The sequence below is a fragment of the Pseudomonas sp. IAC-BECa141 genome, from assembly GCF_020544405.1.
GTDB lineage: Bacteria > Pseudomonadota > Gammaproteobacteria > Pseudomonadales > Pseudomonadaceae > Aquipseudomonas.
The window spans coordinates 2735419-2758133 of record NZ_CP065410.1; the positions used below are offsets into that span (position 1 = coordinate 2735419).

A 22715-nucleotide genomic window follows, 5' to 3' on the forward strand; every position below is an offset into this window, starting at 1 on the left:
CGCACGATACGCCGCTCGATCCGGCGGCGTACTTATACGTGTGTATAGCGACAGTATTTGAACGCCTGCGAGCCCGATGCCCTTGCGGTGTGTGGCGTCAGCGCGAGAACCGGCTGCGGTATTCCCGAGGCGAGACCGAGAGATGACGGTAGAAGGTGTCGCGCATGCGTTCTTCGTCGCCGAACCCGCACAACTGCGCGATCTGGTCGATGTTGCGCTGGGAGTCTTCGAGCATCCGTCGCGCCGCTTCCAGGCGAAACAGCTCAAGCGCCTTCGCCGGTGTGCGACCGGTCTTGCGTTTGTAGACCCGAGCGAAATTGCGCGGGCTCATCTGTGCCTGTCGGGCCAGGGTTTCGACGTTCAGGCCCGTGTCGCCGAGGTTTTCGCTGATCCACAGGTGCAGTTCGTCGAAGCCGCCGCGGTCGTCGATCTGCGATTGCAGCAACTGGCTGAACTGCGCCTGACCGCCGGGCCGCTTGAGAAAAACCACCAGCTCCCGCGCGACCTGTAGAGCTATGGCCCTGCCGCAATCGGCTTCGACCAGTGCCAGCGCCATGTCGATTCCGGTGGTGACCCCGGCGGAAGTCCAGACCTTGCCTTGCTGGATGTAGATCGCATCAAGGTCGACATCGACACTGGGAAAACCACCCTTGAGCATGTCGCACATCCCCCAGTGGGTGGTCGCGCGCAACCCTTCCAGCAGCCCGGCCTGGGCCAGCAGAAAGGTGCCGCTGCACACCGAGGCGGTGCGTCCCGCCTTAACCGACGCCGCGCGCAACCAGTCCACCAGCGCAACGTTGTCGAGCATGGCCTGCCGGATGTTCGGTGCACCGGGCACGATCAGGGTATCTATCGCGGTTTCGTCAAAGGTGTTCAGTGGGACGGTGTTGACCGCCAGCCCTTCGGCGGTGGCGATCAATCCGCCGGCGAGGCTTGCGGTGTGCATCGCGTAGCCAGGCAGGCCGCGTTCGGCCCTGGCTTTGGACGCTGCCCAGAACACGGTCTGTGCGCCGGTCAGGTCCAGCAAGCCCATTTGCGGATAGGCCAGGAACACCAGCGTGCGCGGCTGCGCGAGCAGACAGGTGAGTGGGTCGGGGTGATGAAAAATTGAGTTCATGACGGCTTTGAGGGCTTGGTGACCGCCAGTTTTCGACGATCCGGTGTGCCCTAGTGTCCGCGTTTGCGGGCGCCAGCGCGAATATACATTGGTATGGGACGCAGCCACTTCAGCGCCGGCCGTACTCGCTCGATCCGGCGCAATCCCTATACCCGCGTATGGTATTGGTCGTCAGGGTCGCGATGCACACTCGCTTTTAAGGAGCTTTATGCCGCTCTTGCGGCATTGCTCCGAGCAATTTCGACTCAGCCAACAGGAAAGCGACCATGTCTACCTATCTGAATCACTCCCAACAAACCCACTCAGCCACCAGCCTGCCATTCACCTCGAATTTCGGCCAGGCTCAGGAGCTGGTGCCTTCGCGCTACGCACTGCAGGTCGGCGACATCGACGTGGTGGTGATCAGCGATGGCGTCCTGCCGCTGCCGACCTCGACCATGTCGACCAATGCTGACCCGCAGGCTCGCGCCGCCTGGTTCAAGGACATGTTTCTGGGGCCGGACGCGTTCGACTGGGCACTCAACGTGCTGGTGGTGCGCAGCGGCGAGCAGATCATCCTGGTCGACGCCGGACTGGGCGGGCAGTTTCCTGGCTTTCCCCGGGCCGGCCAGCTGCCGAAACGGCTGGAAGCGGCCGGCATTGATCTGGCAGCCGTGACCGACATCGTGATCACGCACATGCACATGGACCATGTCGGCGGCCTGCTGGTCGACGAAGTGAAGAGCCGGCTGCGTCCGGATGTGCGGATCCATGTTTCAGCGAAAGAAGTCGAGTTCTGGGAAACTCCGGACTTCACTCAGACCGAGATGCCGGCGCCGGTGCCTGACGTTCTGCGCGCGACAGCCAATCAGTTCATCAACGATTACCGGAGCCGGGTGCGCACTTTCGACGATGAATACGAGGTGGCGCCGGGCGTGGTGGTGAAGCTGACCGGTGGGCATACGCCGGGCCACAGCATTGTTTACGTCAACTCCGGCGGTGAACGCCTGACCTTTGCCGGCGATGCCTTGTTTCCGGTGGCCTTCGAACACCCGGAATGGCACAACGGCTTCGAGCATGACCCTGAAGAATCGGTGCGGGTGCGCGTGCGTCTGATGCGCGAGGCGGCGGCGAGCGGTGAGTGGTTTGTCGCCACGCACCTGCCGTTCCCTTCGGTGGGCCGAGTAGCGGTCGATGGTGACGCGTTCCGCTGGATTGCAGCGTTCTGGGATTACTGATCGGCTGTCGGCGGCCCGGCTGCATTCGGCCGGCCTCGCTAAAAATCAGGCCCCGCAAGTGATGAGCTTGCGGGGCCTTTTTTTGCTTTGAGGTTTATCGAACGGGCAGCGGCAGCTCTGCATCGCCTTGTTCGAGGGGGCCGCTCAACGTCGGCGCATCAGGGCCTGTTCGATGCAGGCCAGCAGTGCGTCGGTATGGAACGGTTTGGAGAAATAGCCCTCGGGCGTCTTCACACGGCTGCTGAACTCAGGGGGCAGGCCCGGCTTGCCGGTGATGAAGATAGTCGGAATGTGGATCTTCCTGGCCGCCAGCGCCTCGTACATTTCGACCCCGCACATGCCGGGCATCTGAATGTCGGAGATCAGGCACCCGGTCTGCTCTGGCGCGCTTGATTCAAGAAAAGCAAACGCGCTGGTGAACGTCTTGACTGTATAACCGCAAGACCGCAACAAGCTGTCCAGTGAAACCAGAACAAGTTCGTCATCATCGACAACTGAAATAATAGCTGAGTTGAACATGGGGAAACCTTGCGTCTTTGCGGGTGGCTGTAGCGCCCGCCATACTTGCAAGATACGCCTTCAAAAGTTGTGGAATAGTATACGTGGGTATGTTTGGTCGGTTTTTTTGTTAGTTGCGACAGTTAATTAATGTTCAGCAAACAAGTGGTTGTTGATTAACGAAAGAAAGTAACCGTTATGCCGAATGCAGGCTTCAAAAAGTTGTCGGCTGGCGTAGTCGTTATTGGCAATTGCACTGGCGCGACAGTCGCGGAACAAGGCGTCGGCGGCCCCGAGCCGGCGTATGGAGCGATCAATGCCTTTCAGGCAGTCGGCGAAACACAACGGTTCTGCCGCGTCATTGAGGCGGTATAGCGCGTCACGCTGGGCATGGCCACCCAGATCCGTGATGCCGGTGACGAGAAAGTCGGCGTATCGGGTATTGGCATTCAGCAACCTGCGCAACAGTGTCTGCACCGGTAAGAAACTGACGGTGCGCAATGTCTGCTGGCTGTGTTTGAGTCGCGCCAGAATATTCAGCGTAGCGCCAAGAGTCTGCGTCAACGCGTCGATGATCTCCACGCGCTCAGCGGTGCATAGCGATGTGTGCGTGCCGTAGCGGCTGACGCAGGGCGGGTGACTGACCAGGAGCAGTTTGTGCGGTGCGTTCATGACCACCGTCTCCAGCTAGCGCTCGAGCGCGATTGAATGTTGTGAGTGCAACAGCGGACTCCACTGTTCCTGGTTGTCCGGGCGCCGGTAGTAAACGACCATGCGCCGGGCGACCTGCATGGCCACATCACGGCCGTTGTCGGCCTCGACCAGTGCCAGTGCAAGATCGATTCCCGCGCTGACCCCGGCCGAAGTCCACACCGATGCCTGGCGAACGAAGATGGCTTCGCGATCCAGTTCGACCTTGGGAAACAGCCGCTCGAACGTGTCAGCCATCAGCCAGTGTGTCGCCACGCGCAGGCCGTCGAGCAGTCCCGCCTGAGCCAGGAAAAATGCGCCGCTGCATACCGACGTTGTACGGCTGGCCGTGGCTGACGTGACGCGCAACCAGTCCACCAGCGGCGCGTTGTCGAGCATGGCCTGGCGAATGGATGCCGAGCCCGGAACGATCAGCGTATTGATCGGCTCGCCGCTTAGCTCATCCAGCCGCCGGGTTTGCACCACCAGGCCTTCGCCGGTCTGCACCGGCCCGCCATGCAGGCTTGCGGTGTGCAAGGCGTAACCGGGCAAGCCGAGTTGCGCCAGTCTGCAGCTTGCCGCCCATAAGACGGTCTGGGCACCGGTCAGATCCAGCAGGCCCATTTGCGGATACGCCACGAAAACCACGGTTCGTTCTCGTACCGGATTTTCGGATTCAGGGTCGGGGGTTGTGCGTTGAGTAGACAATGCGAATCTCCATATCGCCTGCCGGCGACGTCAGGGGGATGACGGTCATTGATCGTGTTCGGGCGCCGCCAACGGAATTGCAAATACGAACTGCGTACCGACGCCCTCGGTACTGTTGACCCAGATGCGCCCGCCGTGGAATTCAATGATCGACCGGCAAATGGAGAGGCCCATTCCGAGGCCGGTCGGTTTGGTCGTGAAGAACGGGTCGAACAGCGAAGGCAGGATGTCTGCGGCAATGCCGACGCCGGAATCGGCGATTTCAAGCACAGCCTCGTTGTGCAAAATCGAGGTGTTGATCCGTAGCGTCCGGGCTCGTTCTTGCACGTTGGCCATGGCCTGGCAGGCGTTGATGATCAGATTGATGATGACTTGCTGCAGTTGCACACGATCGCCTTTGATCAGGGCGCCGCGAGTGCCCAGTTGTGCGTGCGGGCGAACCTCGTGAAAGCAGATGTCGTGTTGCATCAGCGTCAGCGAGTCACTGACGATCTCGTCAAACACTTCGACATTGCGCTGCACCTCGCTGTGGCGCGACAAGGCCCGGATACAGGCGATGACGTCGGAGACCCTGACCGAGTTTTGAATGATCCGGTCCAGCGAACGGCGTGCTTCTTCCAGATTGGGCTCGGGACGGTTGATCCAGCGTTTGCAGGATTCGCCGCTGGTAATGACCGCTGCCAGCGGCTGATTGATTTCGTGGGCGATGGAGGCTGCCAGTTCGCCCATGGAGGTCAGGCGTGTGACGTGGGCGAGGGTGGCTTGCGAGTGAAACAGCGCCTCTTCGGACTGTTTGCTGGCGGTGACTTCCATCAGCGCGCCGGCGTATTGCGTGCGCCCGCGATGCTTGGGCAAAGGGCTGGCGATCATCTGCACATGCTTGATCCGACCATCCGGCATGACCAGTCGATGCTCGGCTTCGATGAGCTCCTGGCGGCGCGCAAATTGGTCCAGCACCTGATCGATCACCGGTAGATCATCGGGATGGGTGCGTGACTTGACCAGGGCGAGAGTCGGAGTGACGTTCGGTGGGTACTCGAAAATGCGTGAGGATTCTTCCGACCAGGACAAGGACACGCTGACCTTTTTATCGATGATGAAACCGATGCTGCCGGTGTGGCTGAGTTTCTGTGCGCCGAGAAAGAAGGCTTCCTTGCGCCGCAACGTTTCAGTGGCGCGTTTACTGCGTAGCGCCAACAGGGAAATGGTCGTCAGCGCGATCACGCACCTGACGAATCCGGCGATGCTTCTGTGATCGCGATAGCCTTGGTCGATCAGGAAGTCGGCCGTCAGGAGCGTGAGGCAACCCAGCGCAACGGCCAGGAATACCGGAACCGGGAAGATGTTCGCGGACATGAACACCAGCGTGATATAGAACAACGTCGGCGCAACGTCCAGATCAAGGTAAGCGTTGGTGATATAGATCATGCTGCCGACTGCAATGGCGGCAAGCCAGGCGAAGGCGTCTGAGCAAAGAAGTTGTGCGCGACGTTTGATGATAGACATTTATTCTTCCAGATTTTTGCTATCGGACGGCAGGTCGTGTTCTCTCGATGAAACAGGCAAATGCTATGAAGGGCGTATTAATGAAGAGGTTGAAAAGTCTGAACTTGTTTTTCAGGCATGACCGTTGTTGGCGACTGTCTGTCATTCACCAATCGTTGTATTGATTAATATTGATTTGAATAAAGATGTTATTCGAAGAGTTATTCTCTGGCATCGCTGCATTGGGTCAATCGAAGTATGACTACGTATGAACGGGATATACCTAAGTGTTAGTTGTGCCGAGTCTTTCGATGCCTTGCCTGATGGCACAAACATGCGCCATCCCGGCCCCTTGAGCCGTCCCGTTCTGGTTCATGTGGTCACCGATTGACAGGCTGCGCCGCGATGACCTCGGCCATGCGCACCAGATCGGCAAATGAGCGCGCGCCCATCTTGCGCATGGCCTGGCCTCGGTGGATTTTCACGGTGATTTCGCTGAGGCCGATCTCCCCGGCGATCTGCTTGTTCATCAGGCCTGAGGCTGCCAGCGCCATGACCGTCTGCTCACGGGGTGTCAGCGTCCCGTGGCGCGCGCGCAGTTCATCGGCATGTCGCCCGGATTCGCGACGTTGCCTGTCTCGCGAATGTGCGGCGCAGACAGCATCGATCAGGTCCTGCTCGCGAAACGGTTTGGTCAGGAAGTCCACCGCGCCGGCTTTCATGGCGCGCACGGTCATGGCGATATCGCCGTGCCCGGTGATGAACACGATCGGCACGTTGATGCCGGTAGCGGCCAGTTCATTCTGGAAATCCAGCCCGCTGCTGCCTTGCAGGCGCACGTCGAGTACCAGACAACTGACGGTGTCGGGACGTTGATGTTTCATGAACTCGGCGACCGAACCGAACAGTTCGACTTTAAGGCCAATGGAGCGCAACAGGCTGCCGAGGGATTCACGCAGCGCTGCATCGTCGTCGACGATGAATACCACTGGCTCGCTGGGGTTATTGCTGATGGGATTGTTGTTCATTGCTTTTTTCCCAAGAGGTTGTGACGTTGTGGAGCTTGTCGTGGTATCGGCGAAGCCCCATCAAAAATATGCCTATCCCTCGGCCCGGGTACCTGTGTTTGCTCTTTCGAGTGTATGCCCGACCAAAGACACGGTCACGCCGCAGGTTTGGGCGGGGAGCAGATAAACGGTTCAGCATCGTAGAGGGGCAACACTCCGTCAGCTAGGACAAAAAACCCGAAAAAACGGCCATCGCAGCGGTCTATTCGCAGCCCGATGCAGCTATCAGGTTCAAACGGTTCATACGCAAGTATCAATTCACTCACCTAACGCATGATCTCGCTGTCCCCAAGTACCACAGACGCCCGGCAGGCACGCCCTTAACCTTTACCTGCTCTCCGTCGATCTCAATGGCCGCGTGCCGGGTGGTGAACTTCATGAACAGAAATGATCTCCGTCGTGTCGACATCCATCTGCTGGTGGTCTTCGAGACGCTGATGCATGAGCGCAATGTCAGCCGGGTCGGCGAGAAGCTGTTTCTCGGCCAACCGACCATCAGTGCGGCGCTTGGGCGTTTGCGCGTGCTTTTCGACGATCCCTTGTTCGTGCGCGCGGGAGGGTGATGGAGCCGACTGCACGGGCCGAGGAAATTTTCGCCAATCTGACGCCGGCGCTGGATGGCGTGGTCGCGGCGTTGAGCCGTTGCCAGCCGTTTGATCCGGGCACCAGCGAAGCGACCTTTCAGGTTGGCCTGTCCGACGATGTCGAATACGCGCTTCTTCCTCGACTGTTACGCCAGCTTCGTATCGAGGCGCCGAACATTGCATTGGTGGTGCTGCGGGTCAATGAGCAGCAGATGGCGCAGCGGCTGTTCAATGGCGAGATCGCTCTGGGGATCAGCCCTACGCTCGATCTGCCAGCCAACGCGCGACGCAAGAGTCTGCGATTGATCCGGCCGATGCTTTTGCGCTCGGACACTCGGCCGGGCATGCTGGCACTCGATGAATTCTGCGAGCGACCGCATGCCATCGTGTCGTCCATGGGCAAGGTCAAGGATGACACCGACCATGCCCTGGATCTGCTGGGGCGTCGGCGCAAAGTGGTGCTGGCGGTGCCGCAGTTCAGCGCCTTGCCAAGACTGTTGGCGCAAAGCGACATGCTGGTCATCGTGCCGGATTATGTGGCGAAGGCCATGGCCTCCGTGGAGGATATCAGGGCCGAACCGGCCCCTCTGTTACTGCCATCGCGGGAGCTTTCCATGGTCTGGCGCGCGGCTGCGCACAACGATTGTGCTCAACGTTGGCTGCGTTCGCGTTGCCAGGCGTTTTTTGGCACACCGCTTGAGTTGCAGGTAGTGCCCAGGTTGCGCCAGGCGTTGCCCCTCGATCAGACGTTGACGATCGCCCGGTAGGAAATGGCAATGGCTGTGTCAATCGCCCAATAAAAAAGCTCCGACTGGGTCGGAGCTTTTCTTTTTAGAGGGTCGTACGTGATTTGTCGTGAGGACGCGGCCCCGGAACATCACGCATTGATAAACGCCAGAAGGTCTGCGTTGATGGTGTCGCCGTTCGTGGTGCACATACCATGGGGCTGGCCGGGATAGGTTTTCAGCGTGCCGTGCTTGAGCAGTTTGATGGACAGATGGGCCGAATTCGCGATGGGCACGATCTGGTCATCTTCGCCGTGCAACACCAGAGTCGGCACCTCGATGTTTTTCAGGTCATCGGTGAAATCGGTTTCGGAGAACGCGCTGATGCAGTCGTACTGCGCCTTGATCCCGCCGTTCATGCCCTGACGCCACCAGTTTTCGACAATCGCTTCAGACACCTTGGCGCCGGGACGATTGAAACCGTAGAAAGGCCCGCTCGGGAAGTCACGATAAAACTGGCTGCGGTTCTGCGCGAGTGCTTTGCGCAATCCGTCAAACACATCCATCGCGAGGCCACCGGGATTTTTTGCGGTGCGCAGCATGATGGGGGGCACGGCACCGATCAGCACGGCCTTGGCCACCCGCCCGCGTCCATGACGCGCCACGTAGCGTGCCACTTCACCGCCGCCGGTGGAGTGGCCGATGTGGACGGCGTTGCGGATGTTCAGGTGCGCCATCAACTCGGCAACGTCGGCGGCGTAGGTGTCCATGTCGTTGCCACTGGCCGTCTGGGAAGATCGCCCATGGCCACGTCGGTCATGGGCGATGACGCGGAAGCCCTTGCCGAGGAAAAACAACATTTGCGCATCCCAGTCATCACTGGAAAGGGGCCAGCCGTGGTGGAACACGATCGGCTGCCCTTGACCCCAGTCCTTGTAGAAAATTTGCGTGCCATCCTTGACGGTGAACATTCCCGAGCCACTGCCGTTGCCGGCGCTTTTGCTGACCCCTGACGCGGAAGTCGGTGTCTGCTGTGTGGCCAGCGCCGGCAATGCCATCGCCAGGGTTGCGGCCATGGCCCCGGTCGTGATCAAGCCACGACGCGTGGTCCCGTTTTTCTCGTCAGTCATTTTGAACACCCATTGAGTTGTTTAAGTCGCACAGGCGGCAAGGGCTGCTGCCTTGGCCGAAGGCAATCTTTGGGCAAAGGAGAGCCGCTGAAAACCAGACATGGGTTTTCGAAATTAACGCTTTGGTATGTAGGGCGTGGCGGGAGGAATCCTGGCGGGGTTGGCGCGTCCCTGCGCCAGAACAAGTCAGAAGCTGTACTTGGCCGTCAACATCATGTTGCGCGGGGTGCCGTAGCTGTCGCCGCCGTAACTGACGGAATTGGCGATGGCGGAATAGTACTTGCGGTCGAAGATGTTGTTGGCGTTGAGTTGCAGATCGAGGTTCTCATTGACCCGGTAGCCGGCCATCAGGTCGGTCACGGCGTACGCACCTTGCTTGAGGCGGTAGTTGCCGCCATCGAGCAGTTCGATGTCGTTGTACATGCGGCTCTGCCAGGAAATGTTGCCGCCCACGCGCAGTTTTTCCAGCGGGCCCTGGAAGTCGTAGCGGGTGGTCAGTTTGAACAGGTGTTCCGGCGTGTCAGTGTCGAACTGCTTGTTCACGTTCTGCGGATTCGCTTCGTCCTTGATGGTATGCGTGCGGGCGTAGGTGTAGCCGCCGCCGATCTGCCAGTTGTCGGTAAGCGCGCCTTGCAGTTCCAGGTCGATACCCTGGCTGCGAATTTCGCCGGAGGCTTCATAGCAGGACGACTGCGGGCAGTTCGGCACGAACACCTGCACTGCGCGGTTTTCCTGATCGACCCGGAATACGGCGAGGCTGGCATTCAGCGCGCCGCCCAGGTATTCGCCCTTGATGCCGACCTCGTAGTTCTTGCCCACGATCGGTTTGACCGGGCTGCCGGAGGTGTCCTTGTTGCTTTGCGGCGTGAAGATGTCGCTGTAGCTGGCGTAGATCGAGTGATGGTCGTCCAGTTCGTAGATCAGGCCGGCATAACGGGTGACGTTGCGGGTGACCTTGTAGTCGCCGTCGCCATCACGGTTGTCGTAGTCGTACCAGTCCAGACGTCCGCCGAGGATCAGCTTCAGCGGGTCAGCCAGGCTCAGGCGGGTGGTCAGGTACACGCCGTCCTGAGTCGTGACTTCACGCGTGTTGTTGGTGTGGACGAAGTCCGGCTTGCCGGCGTTGATCGGCCAGTTGGTGTCGTACGGCGAATAGTTGTGGGTGGTCAGGTCGTAGATGCGTTTGCTGGCGCCGACCACCAATTCATGGCTACGTCCGAAGGCCTCGAACGGGCCGCTGAAGAAGGCGTCCAGACCGGCCTGGTTTTCATCGGCCCTTGACTGGTAAACCGTGCGGGCCAGGGTGTTGTTGACCCAGCGCGACTGGTACGAACCGGAGAACAGCGCGTCCTGTTCGGAGTAGTTGGCATTGACCTGCAGCTTCCAGTCATTGGCCAGTTGCTGCCGGATCTCGGCGAAGACGGTGTTGATCTCCTGATCCTTGTTCTCCCAATAGGTGCCGGGGTTGTAGGAGCGCGGCAGATCGAGGTGATGACCGTCGAGACCGATCATCGACGAGCCCCAGAAGTAGTTGGTTTTGTCTTTCTGGTTGGAGAAACCGAAGGTCAGCGTGGTGTCATCGCTCAGGTCGGCTTCGGTGACGGCGTAGAACAGGTTGTGTCGCTCGCCCACGTCATCGATAAAACTGTTGGCGTCGCAATAGGACGTGACCACCCGGCCGCGCAGGGTGCCGCTGTCATTGAGTGGGCTGGAAGCATCGAGTTCGCCGCGATAGTTGTCCCACGTCCCGGCAGCGCCGGTGAGGGTGACACGCTGCTCGGCCAATGGCCGTTTACGGACCAGGTTGATCGCTGCCGAAGGGTTGCCGGAACCGGTGACCAGACCGGTCGCGCCCCGAACGACCTCGACCCGATCAAACATCGCCAGATTCGGCTGGGAGCCGAGTTTCACGCCGTTGTAGCCGCTCGGAATGCCGTCGTACATCAGGTTGTCGATGTCGAAACCCCGGGCTTTGTAGGACTGCCGGCCGGGGCCGTCGGAGTAGTTGAGGAACAGCCCCGGCGTGGCGTTGACCACGTCATTGATGCTGGTCATCGCCTGATCGTCCATGCGCTGGCGGGTGATCACGGTGACGGCCTGCGGCGTTTCGCGCAGGGTCAACGGCAGTTTGGTGGCGGTGGCCATGGTGCCGGTGGTATAGGAGTCGGAGCCTTCGGTGGTGCTGCCCAGTTGGGTGGAAGTGATGGCGGTTGCGCCGAGTTCGAGGGTGGCGGGTGGAGCGGTGTCCTGCGTCTCGCGGGTTTCATCGGCCAGCGCCGGCGTCATGACGGCCATGCAGATGGCCATGGACAGAAGGTTGCGTGACGGGTTGAAACGATGTTGCGAGGTAGGACGCGACATGAAATTTCCCTGATTTTAAATAGCAAATAAAGAGCAGTTGAGAATCATTGCCAATAATTGTGTCAGGGTTTTTTACAGCGACAAAGCGATTCGTGAAAAAAATGTGAAATCGCGTTCGCGAAAAAACAAAACGCCCGAGGCACTGCCTCGGGCGTTTGAGGATGAAACCGGCGTGACCTGTTTCAGATCAGGCGCAGGGTGACATCGATATTGCCGTGAGTGGCCTTGGAGTAGGGGCAAGTCTGGTGCGCGGCTTCCATCAGCGCCTGGGCGACCGAAGGCTCCAGCCCCGGCAGGCTGACATTCAAACGGGCCCGCAGGAAAAACGCATCGCCGGTCTTGCCCAGATCGATTTCGGTTTCTACCGCCACATCAACCGGCAGTTTGAGCTTCAGCGAAGTGGCCGCTTTGCCCATGGCGCCGATGAAGCAGGCTGACCAACCTGCCGCCAGCAGTTGTTCCGGGTTGGTGCCGCTGCCGTGCGAACCGGGTGGTGACAGTTTGATGTCCAGATTGCCGTCCGAACTGCGCGAAGCGCCATCGCGGCCGCCGATTGTGCGGGTCTTGCCGGTGTACAGCACGGTGTCGATTTGATTGATCATGAATTGCTCTGCCTGAGTGAGTGAGGGAGTCGGAACGTCAGGTTCCGATGGCCCACACTTTTGCATCGGCATGTACCCGGGATGTGTCGTGCCAAGGGAGGTTATGTATCGTTGTGTAGCCCCAGGCCAGGCAGCCTGGGAAATGGATTTGCTGGAGTGGTTGCGGGCAGTGTTTCGAGTGCTCGCAGATCCTGGCCCTGAGCACCAGCAACTACTCGAAACCCCGGATAAAACTGCGCTCGTCGAAGCGGAGGTGTATCGATGGTACAACCTCTTTTTTCCGTGGTCGCGCGGCGTGGCTTCCCAATCGGAGGGCGCCATAAAACCTTTGTACGACGCATTGGCCATGCGCCTCGACCCGGCCTCGCCGTCGGGAATCTCGTGGATTTACGTGCATGAAAGCGAGCACGAGAGCTCCTTTGCCTAAGGTGCTCGATTACCCGGTCGCGGTGTTCAGCGCCGCGACCGGCTTGCTTGGCGTTCCCCTGCCGGGCAGCCCCGTCAACTGTCGTCGCGAACCGGGATAAGCGCGAACCCCAGCAGATTTCCTGGCTCGTCAGTTCGTGTCGTCATCACCTTGAAAAATCTCTGCGTAAAGTCGCGCGACTGTAGGGGTAAGGTTATGAGCGGAAGGAATCAGAAAGTCGGCGTGTGGGGCGAGGCGTTTTACGTAGATGACTTCGTAAATCCTGCGCACGATTCCGGGCGCTGTTTCTTCCTGATCGAGGCCAGGCATTATCCCAACGGCCTTGTAACCGGCTTGCTCCAGTGCTTGTTGCATATACGGCGTGCGGGTTGTTGCCATGCCATAGATCAGCCCCGCACCGATGAACCTGCCGATTTTTTCTCCCAGGTCCTGGGCCGCAACGGCCAGACTGGCTTGTCTATGCGGTTTGGCTACCGCGCCGACCCTCCCGAAAATAACGTCAGCACCGTCAATTTTTTCCCACGTGGCGATAGCGACAATCTCATCGTTCTGGCGGACGACTATGGCGATTATTCTTGGCTCCGGATCGTCTTCGAGCACCACGTTGTCTGCGTAGAACTGCGGATCCAGGAATGGGCTTCCCAACCCCACCGAAATGGAGGGAAACCATGCGCGGAAAAAATCTGTCGCGACATTGATCTCCTCACGTTTCAGGTAATCCCAACTGTAGCCGGAGGGTAAATCGGTGAAGCTGCGAATTTGCTCGATCGTTGGCCATTTCATGCGGTTCTGCTCGTCTGATTGCTTCGATAAGTGGCGCCGGGGTCAGGCCCACCTCATCGGTACAGCGAAACCGTTCCGCGAGCAGGTGGATGAGGGCGGCGTCGATATTGTCGATGGTTTTCCTGAATGTTGTGAGTTGACGCGCGATGTCGGAGTTTTCCATGAATGACCTCGTGGCAGGTGTTCGAAAGAGCTTCTCAATGATTCGTCTGCCGAGCGAAAACCGACCAGTCCTTGTCGCCATGCCCCCGGGCTACCGCCGACGTCATTTTCAATCGCACGGCATCCGCCGCTGGCAGTTCCAGCCCCTTTAGACGACCCGCATCGATCGCCAGATTTATATCCTTGAGGCCAAGCGACAGTTTGAAACCCGGTTCAAAATTGCTGGTGACGATGTTCCGCCCGTAGCGTTGATAACTGGGGCAGGCGAACAGGGTCTGGGTCATGAGATTGATGAAAATCGAAGGGCTCAGTCCGTGGCGTTGAACGAGTTGGCTGGCTTCGCCCAGCGACTGGATGGCTTGGGTGATCATCATGTTGCCGGCGATTTTCGCGATACAGGCCTGTTCAGGTTGGTCGCCCAGATACCAGGTGTTTTTCCCGAGCAGGTCGAACAGCGGTTGGACGGTCGAGGCCGCTGCCTGCGGTCCGGCCGCCAGGATATTCAGCTCGCCCTTGGCCGCCACGGCAGGCACCCCGAAGACCGGTGCCGCGATCAATGGCATGCCGACGGCGTCATGTTCGCGCTGCAACTCCAACATCAGCGAAGGCGACAAGGTCGACATCACGACATGCACGCAAGCTTTGTCTGCAGTTTCCAGAGCAGCGCTGGAGAGCAGCACTTGTCTGACGGCGGCATCATCGGCCAGAAGAGTGATGACCACCTCTTGCTGGAACGCCGAGGCCGGGGATTCGAGAGCGCTGATGCCTTCAAGATCCTTGATCGCCGCGTAATTGCGGTTCCATGCAGAGACGTGATGGCCAGCGCGGACGAGCAGTGGAATGATCGCTCTGCCCATGCTTCCCACTCCGATAAAACCAATCTTCATTTGCAGTCTCCGGTTGGTATTCGACGACGGTGAATGCAGACAAGTATGTCGGGCACGGGATTGCTACGGCACTGCCATTGCTGCACTCTCACTGTTCATTTTTGTACGGGGGCAGAGCATGGACTGGAGTGATGTGCGGGTCTTTCTCGCGATTGCCCGAAGCGGGTCATTGGGCGCCGCCGCCAAGCTGTTGGGGGTCAGCCATCCGACCGTGGGGCGGCGCTTGCAGGTGTTGGAACAGTCCAGTGGCCAGCCCGTTTTCCTGCGTACCAACCAGGGTCTGGTCCTGACCGAAAGCGGAGAAAAGCTGCTCAGCCTCGCGCAGGAAATGGAGCAAAGTGCGTTGGCCATCGAAAGACGCCTGGCGGGGGACAGCACGCAGCCCGAAGGTGTGTTGCGCATTTCCTGCGCGGACTGGTTCGCCTGTTATGTGCTGGCCCCGGTGCTGAGTGAACTGGTCCGGCGCTATCCGTTGATCGTGCCCGAGGTGATCGCCGGGCATCGATTGTTTGACCTGGCTCGCCGCGACGCCGACATCGCGTTTCGAATCGTTCCGTTCACCGAGCCCGATGTCGTGCATCGCAAGCTGATCTCCCTGAGCTACGGGTTATACGCAGCCGTTGGATCTGCTGACCCTGAGCCACAGGGCGACGGGCTGGGGCTGATCACCATGAGTGTTGCCCAGTCCCATTATCCCGATGTGCAGTGGCTGCAGCAGCGTTACCCTCTGGCGCGTACCGTGTTTACCAGTAGCAGCCGCACAGTCCAGGCGCAAATGTGCGCGCAGGGGCAGGGCGTCGCGGTATTGCCCCGCGCGTTGGGCGACAGGTTGACGGCGCTGCGACTGATCGATTCGGATGAACCACCCCCAGGCCGCGACATTTGGATGGGCTACCACCAGGACATGCGCCAGATGGACAGTCTGCGCGCGCTTGCCGACCTGGCCTCCGTCATGATCGGCACTCAGGCAGGCGGTTGATTCACGCTGCCGGCTGCATGACCACCGTTTGGGGCTATGCAGCAGGTTGACGTGCCAGGGTCAGGCTCAGTCCTGCGCCTGCCGCCAGACACGTAGCGATGCACAGTATGGCGACGGTGAAGGCGTGGGTGACGGCCACCGCATCCGTGTTCGTGCCCAGAAGCGTGTAAAAGATGCCACCGATGATCGCCACGCTCAGCGACGTGCTGATTTGCAAGGTGGAACTGGTGATGCCCGCAATCATGCCGGAATACGCCGGTGCCACGCGTCCCGTGATCATGCGCATTAATGTCGGAAGGGCCAGTCCTTGTCCGAAGCCGATCAGAAATAGAATCACGGCAAGGGACAGCGCAGAGGGCGTGACGGCCGCCGGTGTGCGCGCCACGAGCCAGGCCAACAGCACAAAACCCAGCACTTCGAGTGCCATTCCGAAGGGATTCACATAAGACCCCAGCAAACGCCGGAACTGATGGGTGGCGAGCGGACCCAGCAAGAAACCAGCGCCGAATGGCAGAAAGACCAGGCCTGCACTGAGTGGGCTCGTATGCAGGGCTCCCTGTAAATAAATGGAAAACAACAGGAAGAACACGCCGATCGCGTAGAAGGTCAGCGCGACCAGCAATGCGCGACCCAGCCCGGGCGCACGCAGTGCAGCAGGGCTCAGCAACGGCGCGCCTTGCGCCTGATACAACCGGGTTTCGTAGCGCCAGAACAGCCAGGCCAGCAGTGGCGCCGCTGCCAGCGACAGCCAGGCCCACAACGGCCAGCCTGCTTCACGTCCCTCGATCAGTGGAACGATCAGCGCCGCAAGCGTCACCATCGACAACAGCGTTCCTCCCAGATCCAGCTTGCTGGGCTGGAGGGCGCGGGTTTCCTTGACCACAGGGATGGCGATCAGGATGACCAGCAACGCAATCGGTAGATTCACCAGAAATATCGCCCGCCAGCCCAGGTTCATCAGATTGAGCGAAATCAGAATCCCGCCTAGCGCCTGGCCGATTACCGACGCCAAGCCAAACACCGCGCCATACAGGCTCAGCGCCAAGGCCTTTTCGGACTCCGGAAATATCGCCTGCACTGAGGCGAGTGCCTGAGGCGCCATGATGGCTGCCGTTACACCTTGCAGCGAGCGTCCGGCGATCAACACCCAGGGGGACTCGGCGACACCGCAGATCAGTGAGGCAACAGCAAAACCAATCAGGCCAACGAAGAACATTTTCATGCGACCAAAGATGTCCCCAAGGCGCCCACCGGTGATCAGTGTCACGGCATAAAGGGCTGCATACGAAGAGATGATCAACTGTTCAGCGGAGGAGGCTGTGCCCAGCGATTGCTGAATCGAGGGCAGCGCTACGTTGACGATAAAAAAATCCAGCGGCGGCAAGAATGCACCGACCAACAATATGGCGAACATCAGCCAGCGCCGCGGTTCCGCCAGAGCTACTTCTTTGTGAGGCATAAGGTCTCCTTTCTGGAACCCTTCGGTTCCGGAATATTCTCGATTGCGGGTCATGCTTTTAATCAGCTGACCTCAATCTAAACGATCATCCCTTCGCTGACGCCTCACATAAATGAACGGCCAATGTTCATTTATGGCAGTGCCGCTGCGCGCCTGACTCCTCGCAAAATGGCCGCACTTTGGTTCCAGTCGAGCCATACAACCGAGATTGAGGAGTCAGTTATGTCAGGTAAATTCGCTGATCAGGTTGCCGTCGTTACCGGCGCGTCCACCGGGATCGGGTTTGCGATTGCACTCGCACTCGGATGCTCTTTGATAATCTTGCCGCGTGTACCTTCAATGGCGAAAAAAGCGCTATCTGCTCTGATGTTATTGGCACAGGGGGACTGAATGCGTTCGCCATTGCAGTGGCTCTCTCGCCTATAACCACCACTTGGGCACCGACCGAGATTGTTCGAGCGCCACTGCGTTCGCCTGGAATAAGGGCTTTTCGCCGTCGCAATCCCTCTTCAGCCGATTAGGAGCGCACTGCTCAGAGGTGTTCCTCACATCCGTTGAAGGTGCCCATCAAGGGCACCGTTTTTCAGCTATATCCCCCCTGTGGTCATACTTGAATCAAGTCTTCAGGTCGCATCGTCAAAATGATTTTCCCGACGTTCTGTGAAGATTCCATCCGGCGGTGAGCATCGGCAGCCCTTGAGAGCGCAAACGTGCTATCGACAACCGGCTCAAGGCTTCCGGCACCCTCGAAGCGATCAAGCCAGTGCTCGCGGAAACGCTTGATCATGTCGTGCTTCTCCGGTTGCGTGCGCGACTTCATGACCGTACCGATGATTTGCAAGTGGCGGTAAAGGATGTCCTCCAGCGCCACCGTGACGTTCCCGCCACCGGCGAGAATCCCGACCTGAACCAAGCGACCGCCCCGTGCAAGGGATGCAATATTGCGGGCGAAGTAGGGTTCTCCGATAAAGTCGATGATCACATCGACGCCGCGATCCTGGGTTTTATCGGCGATCACTTCAGCGAAGTCCTGCGTCTTATAATCGATCGCCACGTCAGCGCCCAAATGCTCGACACGCGCCAACTTGCTGCCTTCGGTTGTCGCATACACCGTGGCGCCGGTGGCGTAAGCCAACTGCACAGCGGCAGAACCGACGCCGCCAGCCGCCGCGTGAATCAACACTGAATCGCCAGCCTTGAGCCGAGCCAGATGCATCATTGCTTCATGGGCCGTGACGAAGACCTCGGGAATGGCTGCCGCGTGTACATAATCAAGCTGCGCGGGGATGTGCATGGCCATGCGGTAATCGATGCGGGCCAACTCGGCGTAGGCACCGCCGCCGACCACGCCCATGACTCGATCTCCTACCTCGAACCCTGTAACCGCACTCCCTTTGCCGATCACTTCGCCGGCGATTTCCAGGCCGATGATCAGGGAGTCACCGAAGTTCGGATGGCCGTACCCACCGGTCCGGTGAGTCAGGTCCGCACGGTTCACCCCGGCGGCATAGACACGCACCAGCAGGTCGTCAGGACGGACTTCAGGATTGGCGACCTCTACTAATTCCAGGACGTCTGGCGCACCAAACTGCTTGATGTTGATGGCTTTCATTCAATTGTTCTCCGTTTCGCTGAACGTGGCGTTGGCGATCGCCGATGCGGTAATGGCGCCAGGCAAGCCCACATAGAAAGCCAGGTGCGTGATCGCTGCTTCCATTTCGTCGCGGGTCACTCCGTTGCCAGCCGCCCGGCGCAAGTGGGCAGGCAACTCTTCCGAGTGACCACCGGCTATCAAGGCCGCCACGGTGATCAGGCTACGGTCGCGCGGGGACAGCGCCGGGTCACTCCAGATCTGCGGATAAAGCGTCGAGTCGACGAATTGCGACAGCTTCGGCGTGAACGCGCGCGCTGCTTCGCGAGGGCTGCTGAAATCGAGCTTGGACATGGGCGAGTTCCTTAAACCTGGCTGATGAATTTGTGGGTGAGATAGTGCTCGATGCCTTCAATGCCGCCTTCGGAGCCGTGACCGCTTTCTTTCATGCCGCCGAACGGGAGCTCGGTTGCGACGATGCGATATTGGTTGATGCCGATCATCCCGGCCTCCAATCCGTCAGCGACATCAATGGCCGTGCGCGCGTTGGAGGTGAACGCGTAGGCCGAGAGTCCGTAGGGCAGGCGGTTGGCTTCCTGCAGCCCATCGGCCAGTTCATCGAACGGCATCAGTACGGCAATGGGGCCGAAGGGTTCTTCGTGCATGACGCGGGCGTTCATCGGCACATCTGCCAGAACCGTGGGTTGGAAGAAGTAGCCTTCGCCTGACAAGGCTTCACCACCGACCAATACCCGTGCACCTTTCTCGACGGCATCGGCGACCAGTTCTTCCATTTTTGCCAATTGCCTTGGGTTGGCCAGGGGGCCGACCTGAGTGTCCGGATGCAGGCCGTCACCGATCCTCAGGGCTTCGGTCGCCGCGACAAAATGATCGACGAAGGCTTGATAGGCGCCACGCTGGATCAGAAACCGAGTGGATGAAATGCACACCTGCCCGGTGCCGCGAAAGCGGTTGGCGACGCCTTCGATAGCGGCTTTTTCAATGTCGGCATCCTCGAACACCAGCACCGGTCCGTGCCCCCCCAGTTCAAGGGTGATGGGCTTGACGCCTTCAGCAGCTCGCGCAGACAGCAAACGACCGATGGGCACCGAACCGGTGAAGGTCACTTTGCGAATGACTGGCGAGGCGATCAGATGGCTGGACACTTGGTCCGGTACGCCAAAGACCACTTGCAACACACCCTTGGGCAATCCTGCATCGTCGAGTGCACGCGCCAGGGCCAACGCTGTGGAGGGACTTTCTTCACCAGGTTTGAGAATGACGCTGCAACCGGCGGCCAGCGCTGCCGAGAGCTTGCGTGCCGGGGTAATGGCCGGAAAATTCCACGGTGTAAATGCGGCCACTGGGCCGATAGCCTGGCGTTTGACCAGTTGCAATACGCCTGGCCGGTTGGCCGGGACCACACGGCCATCGATACGCCGTGCGCTTTCGGCGAACCATTCGAAATACTCTGCCGCGCGGGTCACTTCATCCAGGCTTTCACCCAGCGGTTTACCTTCCTCCAGGGTCATCTGCGCGGCAATCTGCGGTGCACGTTCGAGGATCAGGTCGGCGGCACGCTTGAGGATCCTGGCGCGTTGGTCAGGTACGGTCTGGCGCCACTGCTCGAAGCTCAGGCGAGTCACTTCCAAGGCGTGATCAAGATCGCCTGCGGTGGCAAGTGGGACGCGCCCGATTTCCCGGCCGGTAGCCGGGTTAACGACGGCGGCAGTATCGCGCCCGTCGGCACTGATCCATTCACCCCCGATGAAAAGATAAAGCGGATCGTAGGAAATCTTCATGATTGTGCCCTTCAGTTGGTTGTCGGAGATTCGTATCAAACCCGGCGCCTGTTCAGGCGGCCTGTGCAACCAAGTCTATGGAAGGAGCGCCCATCGATTTAGACGGGCCAGAGGGAATGATTGTTGTCGCCAGAGGTAATATCGAGCCTCAGGCCGAACGTGTAGCATCCGGAAAAAGTGCGCCTTATCACGGGTGAGCGTCAGATCTACAGGAAGGTCGCGATGGATAAGCTTTCGAACATGTCGGTGTACATAAAGGTTGTCGAGATGGGCAGTTTCACGGCCGTGGCCAATCATCTGGATTCAACGGTCGGTAACGTATCGCGTGCGGTCTCTGCGCTGGAAAACGTGCTCGATACGCGCCTGTTGCAGCGCTCGACCCGACGCCTCTCGGTCACCGATGCAGGGCGACGGTTCTACGAGCGCTGCACGAAAATTCTGGCTGACCTGGAGAGTGCCGAAGCCGAAGCCAGCAATGCCGCGCTGGAGCCTCGGGGAACACTGAGGGTACATTGCGTCCCTGGACTGGCTCGGCATCTGGTCACCGGGGCTGTACTGGAATACCGCCAGCAATTTCCTGAAGTGACAGTGGATTTATTGCTCTCGCAACGCATGCCTAACCTGTTGGAAGACCAACTGGATGTCTCGATTCTGATCGCCCGCGCGCTCCCCGATTCGGCGTATGTCAGCCAGAAGATCGGTGTCAGCCATTGTGTGCTGGTGGCGTCGCCAGATTACCTGGCACGGCATGCGGCCCCGCAGACGCCTGAAGATCTGCGCGATCACCAGTGTCTGTTGTTAAGTACCGTGGACTATGTGCGGGATGAGTGGCAGCTAAAGAGCAAAGCGGGGGACGCGACATTCGTCCCGACAGGGCCAAGTTTCAGCGTCAACGATATGGATGCGATGGCGCATGCCATTCGAGAGGGGGCGGGGATTGGCTTGCTGGCCGGGTTCACGGCCATCGACGATTTGCGTTCCGGCAAGCTCATGCGGGTTTTGCCTGACTACCATACCTATGAGCGCAACGTGTACGCCATCTATACCTCCCGGCAGTTTGTCGATGCGAAAATCACCCGGTTTATTGAAGCGCTGAAAGATCGTGTTGGCAGTCAGCTGGCAGCCACGGCCAAAGAACTTATCGATTGAAATGCCGCAGGGCAGAAAGTGATTTGCGCCTCGATGAACAACGCTTCGAGGCGCAATGATCGGCGAACAGGTTGCTTTCCTTGGCTGCGTGGCGGCACGACTGCGCATACATCTGGCACCGGGTCTTCAGAGATGACCTTACGGCCCTGTCCTCTACAGACCGCACTCTACAAGGGGCCTGCTTTGAGTTATGGAACGGACGTCGCTCACATCGCTGATCTCTGACGCGCATTTGGGCGAATGTCGCAAAACTGGAATTCCCCGATCCGGTCGGCGAGCGGCTCGTCACCTTTCTCAAGCGCTTCCAGTTTTGCTTTTTCCCGCGCCGCGTCCCGATGCTTCGAAGTCGGGCATGTCGAGCATGTCGGAGTGCTGGTACATCCCGTTTTCATCGCGCACAACCGGGGCCGGCTGAATCAGTTTTATCGTTTCCATGGGCGAGCTCGTCCTTGACGCTATAACGGCTGACTTTGAAGGAGAGGGGGATTTCTCTTTCGTATCTAACCTATAGGGTTAGTGCCATACTGATTTCATAGGAATAGCGGCTCGTAATTCCGAGCCAGCCCTAATCGGTTAGCGTGTCCTAATGAAGGCTTATGATGATTTTCGCTTCAAATCCCATCAACATCTGATCGATCTGGAAGCCACAACAAATCATCTGATGATGCTGGTCGTGTCAGATGAGATGACCGGCAAAATTTGGGAGGATGCGCTGAGCAGGCAAAAGTGTTCCTACGCAGCCTGGATCGCGTTTGCAGACAGCCTGACGTGTCCAGACGTGCCAGCCATCGACGAAGAACTTATCGATGAGTCTTCCAGCAATAATTTCTTAAACCCCACTCAGTAAGAGTTTTCGCGCTGATGAGTTCATCTTGTTCATAGGATGCGGAATGTAATGTGATGCATACTCGATCACCGAAATTGGAGATCAGAAATGCGCACACGTGGAAGCGTTTATTGGGGTTGGGCCAATCCCGAGATCCATTTTCGAAACAAGGATGAAATACTCCCGGACGGGAAGCTGGTAAACGTGCAAGTTCGCACGTCCAAAACTGGCGACGTTCAGCTGTTTCTGGGGGTATACGGGCAAGCCGGCACCATGCTCCTGGAGGAGGGTTTCGATTCCCGACCGGGCGAAACGATGACCGGTGCAATGGAGTGGGGGTTCGAGCGAGCTAAAGAGTTCATCGCAATGATGAGCCAAACCGCACCAGCACTTGGATCTGAAAGCCTTCCTCGCAGACGATCGCGTCAAGCCATTTGAACCTCTTACGTCACTGCTGCGGATGCGC

The 22715-nt window shown here is 59.0% G+C and carries 24 protein-coding genes and 1 pseudogene; 8 read left to right on the plus strand and 17 right to left on the minus strand.

Annotation, left to right across the window (positions count from 1 at the left end; all coding sequences use genetic code 11):
* Positions 1-97: 97 nt before the first annotated feature.
* Positions 98-1117: a GlxA family transcriptional regulator gene (locus tag I5961_RS12475; protein WP_227235392.1), complete on the minus strand. Its 1020-nt coding sequence runs from the start codon at positions 1115-1117 to the stop codon at positions 98-100.
* Positions 1118-1383: 266 nt separating this feature from the next.
* On the opposite strand from I5961_RS12475, the gene I5961_RS12480 reads away from it, so the two are divergent.
* The gene (locus I5961_RS12480) at positions 1384-2334 is read left to right on the plus strand and encodes an MBL fold metallo-hydrolase (protein ID WP_085703866.1); all 951 of its coding nucleotides are present in this window, start codon (positions 1384-1386) and stop codon (positions 2332-2334) included.
* Between the two features lie 144 nt (positions 2335-2478).
* On the opposite strand, the gene I5961_RS12485 is transcribed toward I5961_RS12480, so the two are convergent.
* From I5961_RS12485 to I5961_RS12505, 5 genes are all read right to left on the minus strand, one after another.
* The gene (locus I5961_RS12485) at positions 2479-2853 is read right to left on the minus strand and encodes a response regulator (RefSeq protein WP_227235393.1); all 375 of its coding nucleotides are present in this window, start codon (positions 2851-2853) and stop codon (positions 2479-2481) included.
* A gap of 126 nt (positions 2854-2979) precedes the next feature.
* The gene (locus I5961_RS12490) at positions 2980-3504 is read right to left on the minus strand and encodes a hypothetical protein (RefSeq protein WP_227235394.1); all 525 of its coding nucleotides are present in this window, start codon (positions 3502-3504) and stop codon (positions 2980-2982) included.
* 15 nt (positions 3505-3519) lie between these two features.
* Entirely contained in the window at positions 3520-4230 is a 711-nt protein-coding gene (locus tag I5961_RS12495; protein ID WP_319633929.1) for an AraC family transcriptional regulator, read from the minus strand.
* 45 nt (positions 4231-4275) lie between these two features.
* Positions 4276-5736 carry an ATP-binding protein gene (locus tag I5961_RS12500; RefSeq protein ID WP_085700779.1) on the minus strand — a complete coding sequence of 487 codons (1461 nt, stop codon included), beginning with the start codon at positions 5734-5736 and terminating at the stop codon, positions 4276-4278.
* Positions 5737-6095: 359 nt separating this feature from the next.
* Entirely contained in the window at positions 6096-6743 is a 648-nt protein-coding gene (locus tag I5961_RS12505) for a response regulator transcription factor (RefSeq protein ID WP_227235395.1), read from the minus strand.
* Positions 6744-7159: 416 nt separating this feature from the next.
* Between I5961_RS12505 and I5961_RS12510 the strand changes: the two are divergent.
* A pseudogene (locus tag I5961_RS12510) lies at positions 7160-8133 on the plus strand (LysR family transcriptional regulator).
* 110 nt (positions 8134-8243) lie between these two features.
* On the opposite strand, the gene I5961_RS12515 reads toward I5961_RS12510, so the two are convergent.
* The 3 genes from I5961_RS12515 to I5961_RS12525 form a co-directional block, all read right to left on the minus strand.
* Complete coding sequence (locus I5961_RS12515) at positions 8244-9062, minus strand: alpha/beta fold hydrolase (RefSeq protein ID WP_218191833.1); 819 nt, start codon at positions 9060-9062, stop codon at positions 8244-8246.
* 345 nt (positions 9063-9407) lie between these two features.
* The gene (locus tag I5961_RS12520) at positions 9408-11582 is read right to left on the minus strand and encodes a TonB-dependent siderophore receptor (RefSeq protein WP_227235396.1); all 2175 of its coding nucleotides are present in this window, start codon (positions 11580-11582) and stop codon (positions 9408-9410) included.
* Positions 11583-11764: 182 nt separating this feature from the next.
* The gene (locus I5961_RS12525) at positions 11765-12184 is read right to left on the minus strand and encodes an organic hydroperoxide resistance protein (RefSeq protein WP_227235397.1); all 420 of its coding nucleotides are present in this window, start codon (positions 12182-12184) and stop codon (positions 11765-11767) included.
* A gap of 142 nt (positions 12185-12326) precedes the next feature.
* On the opposite strand from I5961_RS12525, the gene I5961_RS12530 reads away from it, so the two are divergent.
* Positions 12327-12611, plus strand: coding sequence for a hypothetical protein (locus I5961_RS12530; protein WP_227235398.1), 285 nt, complete (start codon positions 12327-12329; stop codon positions 12609-12611).
* Positions 12612-12740: 129 nt separating this feature from the next.
* On the opposite strand, the gene I5961_RS12535 is transcribed toward I5961_RS12530, so the two are convergent.
* The 3 genes from I5961_RS12535 to I5961_RS12545 are packed head-to-tail and all read right to left on the minus strand — an operon-like array spanning position 12741 to position 14413.
* Positions 12741-13394, minus strand: coding sequence for a hypothetical protein (locus tag I5961_RS12535; RefSeq protein WP_139832629.1), 654 nt, complete (start codon positions 13392-13394; stop codon positions 12741-12743).
* Positions 13315-13557 carry a chorismate mutase gene (locus I5961_RS12540; protein ID WP_227235399.1) on the minus strand — a complete coding sequence of 81 codons (243 nt, stop codon included), beginning with the start codon at positions 13555-13557 and terminating at the stop codon, positions 13315-13317. The genes I5961_RS12535 and I5961_RS12540 overlap by 80 nt, the downstream gene beginning before the upstream one ends.
* 34 nt (positions 13558-13591) lie before the next feature.
* On the minus strand, positions 13592-14413 hold the full coding sequence (locus tag I5961_RS12545; protein WP_264373529.1) for an NAD(P)-dependent oxidoreductase: 822 nt from the start codon (positions 14411-14413) through the stop codon (positions 13592-13594).
* Between the two features lie 148 nt (positions 14414-14561).
* Between I5961_RS12545 and I5961_RS12550 the strand changes: the two genes are divergently transcribed.
* Positions 14562-15422 carry a LysR family transcriptional regulator gene (locus I5961_RS12550; protein WP_227235401.1) on the plus strand — a complete coding sequence of 287 codons (861 nt, stop codon included), beginning with the start codon at positions 14562-14564 and terminating at the stop codon, positions 15420-15422.
* Between the two features lie 34 nt (positions 15423-15456).
* Here I5961_RS12550 and I5961_RS12555 read toward each other — a convergent pair whose 3' ends face one another.
* Complete coding sequence (locus I5961_RS12555) at positions 15457-16881, minus strand: MFS transporter (protein WP_227235402.1); 1425 nt, start codon at positions 16879-16881, stop codon at positions 15457-15459.
* Between the two features lie 123 nt (positions 16882-17004).
* On the opposite strand from I5961_RS12555, the gene I5961_RS12560 reads away from it, so the two are divergent.
* A complete protein-coding gene (locus I5961_RS12560) occupies positions 17005-17271 on the plus strand; it encodes a hypothetical protein (protein ID WP_085703873.1) in 267 nt (88 codons plus the stop codon).
* Between the two features lie 214 nt (positions 17272-17485).
* Here I5961_RS12560 and I5961_RS12565 read toward each other — a convergent pair whose 3' ends face one another.
* The 3 genes from I5961_RS12565 to I5961_RS12575 are packed head-to-tail and all read right to left on the minus strand — an operon-like array spanning position 17486 to position 20274.
* Entirely contained in the window at positions 17486-18493 is a 1008-nt protein-coding gene (locus I5961_RS12565) for an NAD(P)H-quinone oxidoreductase (RefSeq protein ID WP_227235403.1), read from the minus strand.
* The gene (locus I5961_RS12570) at positions 18494-18826 is read right to left on the minus strand and encodes a carboxymuconolactone decarboxylase family protein (protein WP_085700766.1); all 333 of its coding nucleotides are present in this window, start codon (positions 18824-18826) and stop codon (positions 18494-18496) included.
* An 11-nt stretch (positions 18827-18837) separates the two neighbouring features.
* Positions 18838-20274: an NAD-dependent succinate-semialdehyde dehydrogenase gene (locus I5961_RS12575; RefSeq protein ID WP_085700765.1), complete on the minus strand. Its 1437-nt coding sequence runs from the start codon at positions 20272-20274 to the stop codon at positions 18838-18840.
* Positions 20275-20496: 222 nt separating this feature from the next.
* Here I5961_RS12575 and I5961_RS12580 point away from each other — a divergent pair, with 222 nt between their 5' ends.
* On the plus strand, positions 20497-21423 hold the full coding sequence (locus I5961_RS12580; RefSeq protein WP_227235404.1) for a LysR family transcriptional regulator: 927 nt from the start codon (positions 20497-20499) through the stop codon (positions 21421-21423).
* Positions 21424-21717: 294 nt separating this feature from the next.
* On the opposite strand, the gene I5961_RS12585 is transcribed toward I5961_RS12580, so the two are convergent.
* The gene (locus I5961_RS12585; RefSeq protein ID WP_170929783.1) at positions 21718-21858 is read right to left on the minus strand and encodes a hypothetical protein; all 141 of its coding nucleotides are present in this window, start codon (positions 21856-21858) and stop codon (positions 21718-21720) included.
* 151 nt (positions 21859-22009) lie between these two features.
* On the opposite strand from I5961_RS12585, the gene I5961_RS12590 reads away from it, so the two are divergent.
* On the plus strand, positions 22010-22270 hold the full coding sequence (locus I5961_RS12590) for a hypothetical protein (protein ID WP_227235405.1): 261 nt from the start codon (positions 22010-22012) through the stop codon (positions 22268-22270).
* A gap of 87 nt (positions 22271-22357) precedes the next feature.
* Entirely contained in the window at positions 22358-22687 is a 330-nt protein-coding gene (locus I5961_RS12595; RefSeq protein ID WP_085700762.1) for a hypothetical protein, read from the plus strand.
* The last annotated feature ends 28 nt before the right edge of the window (positions 22688-22715 follow it).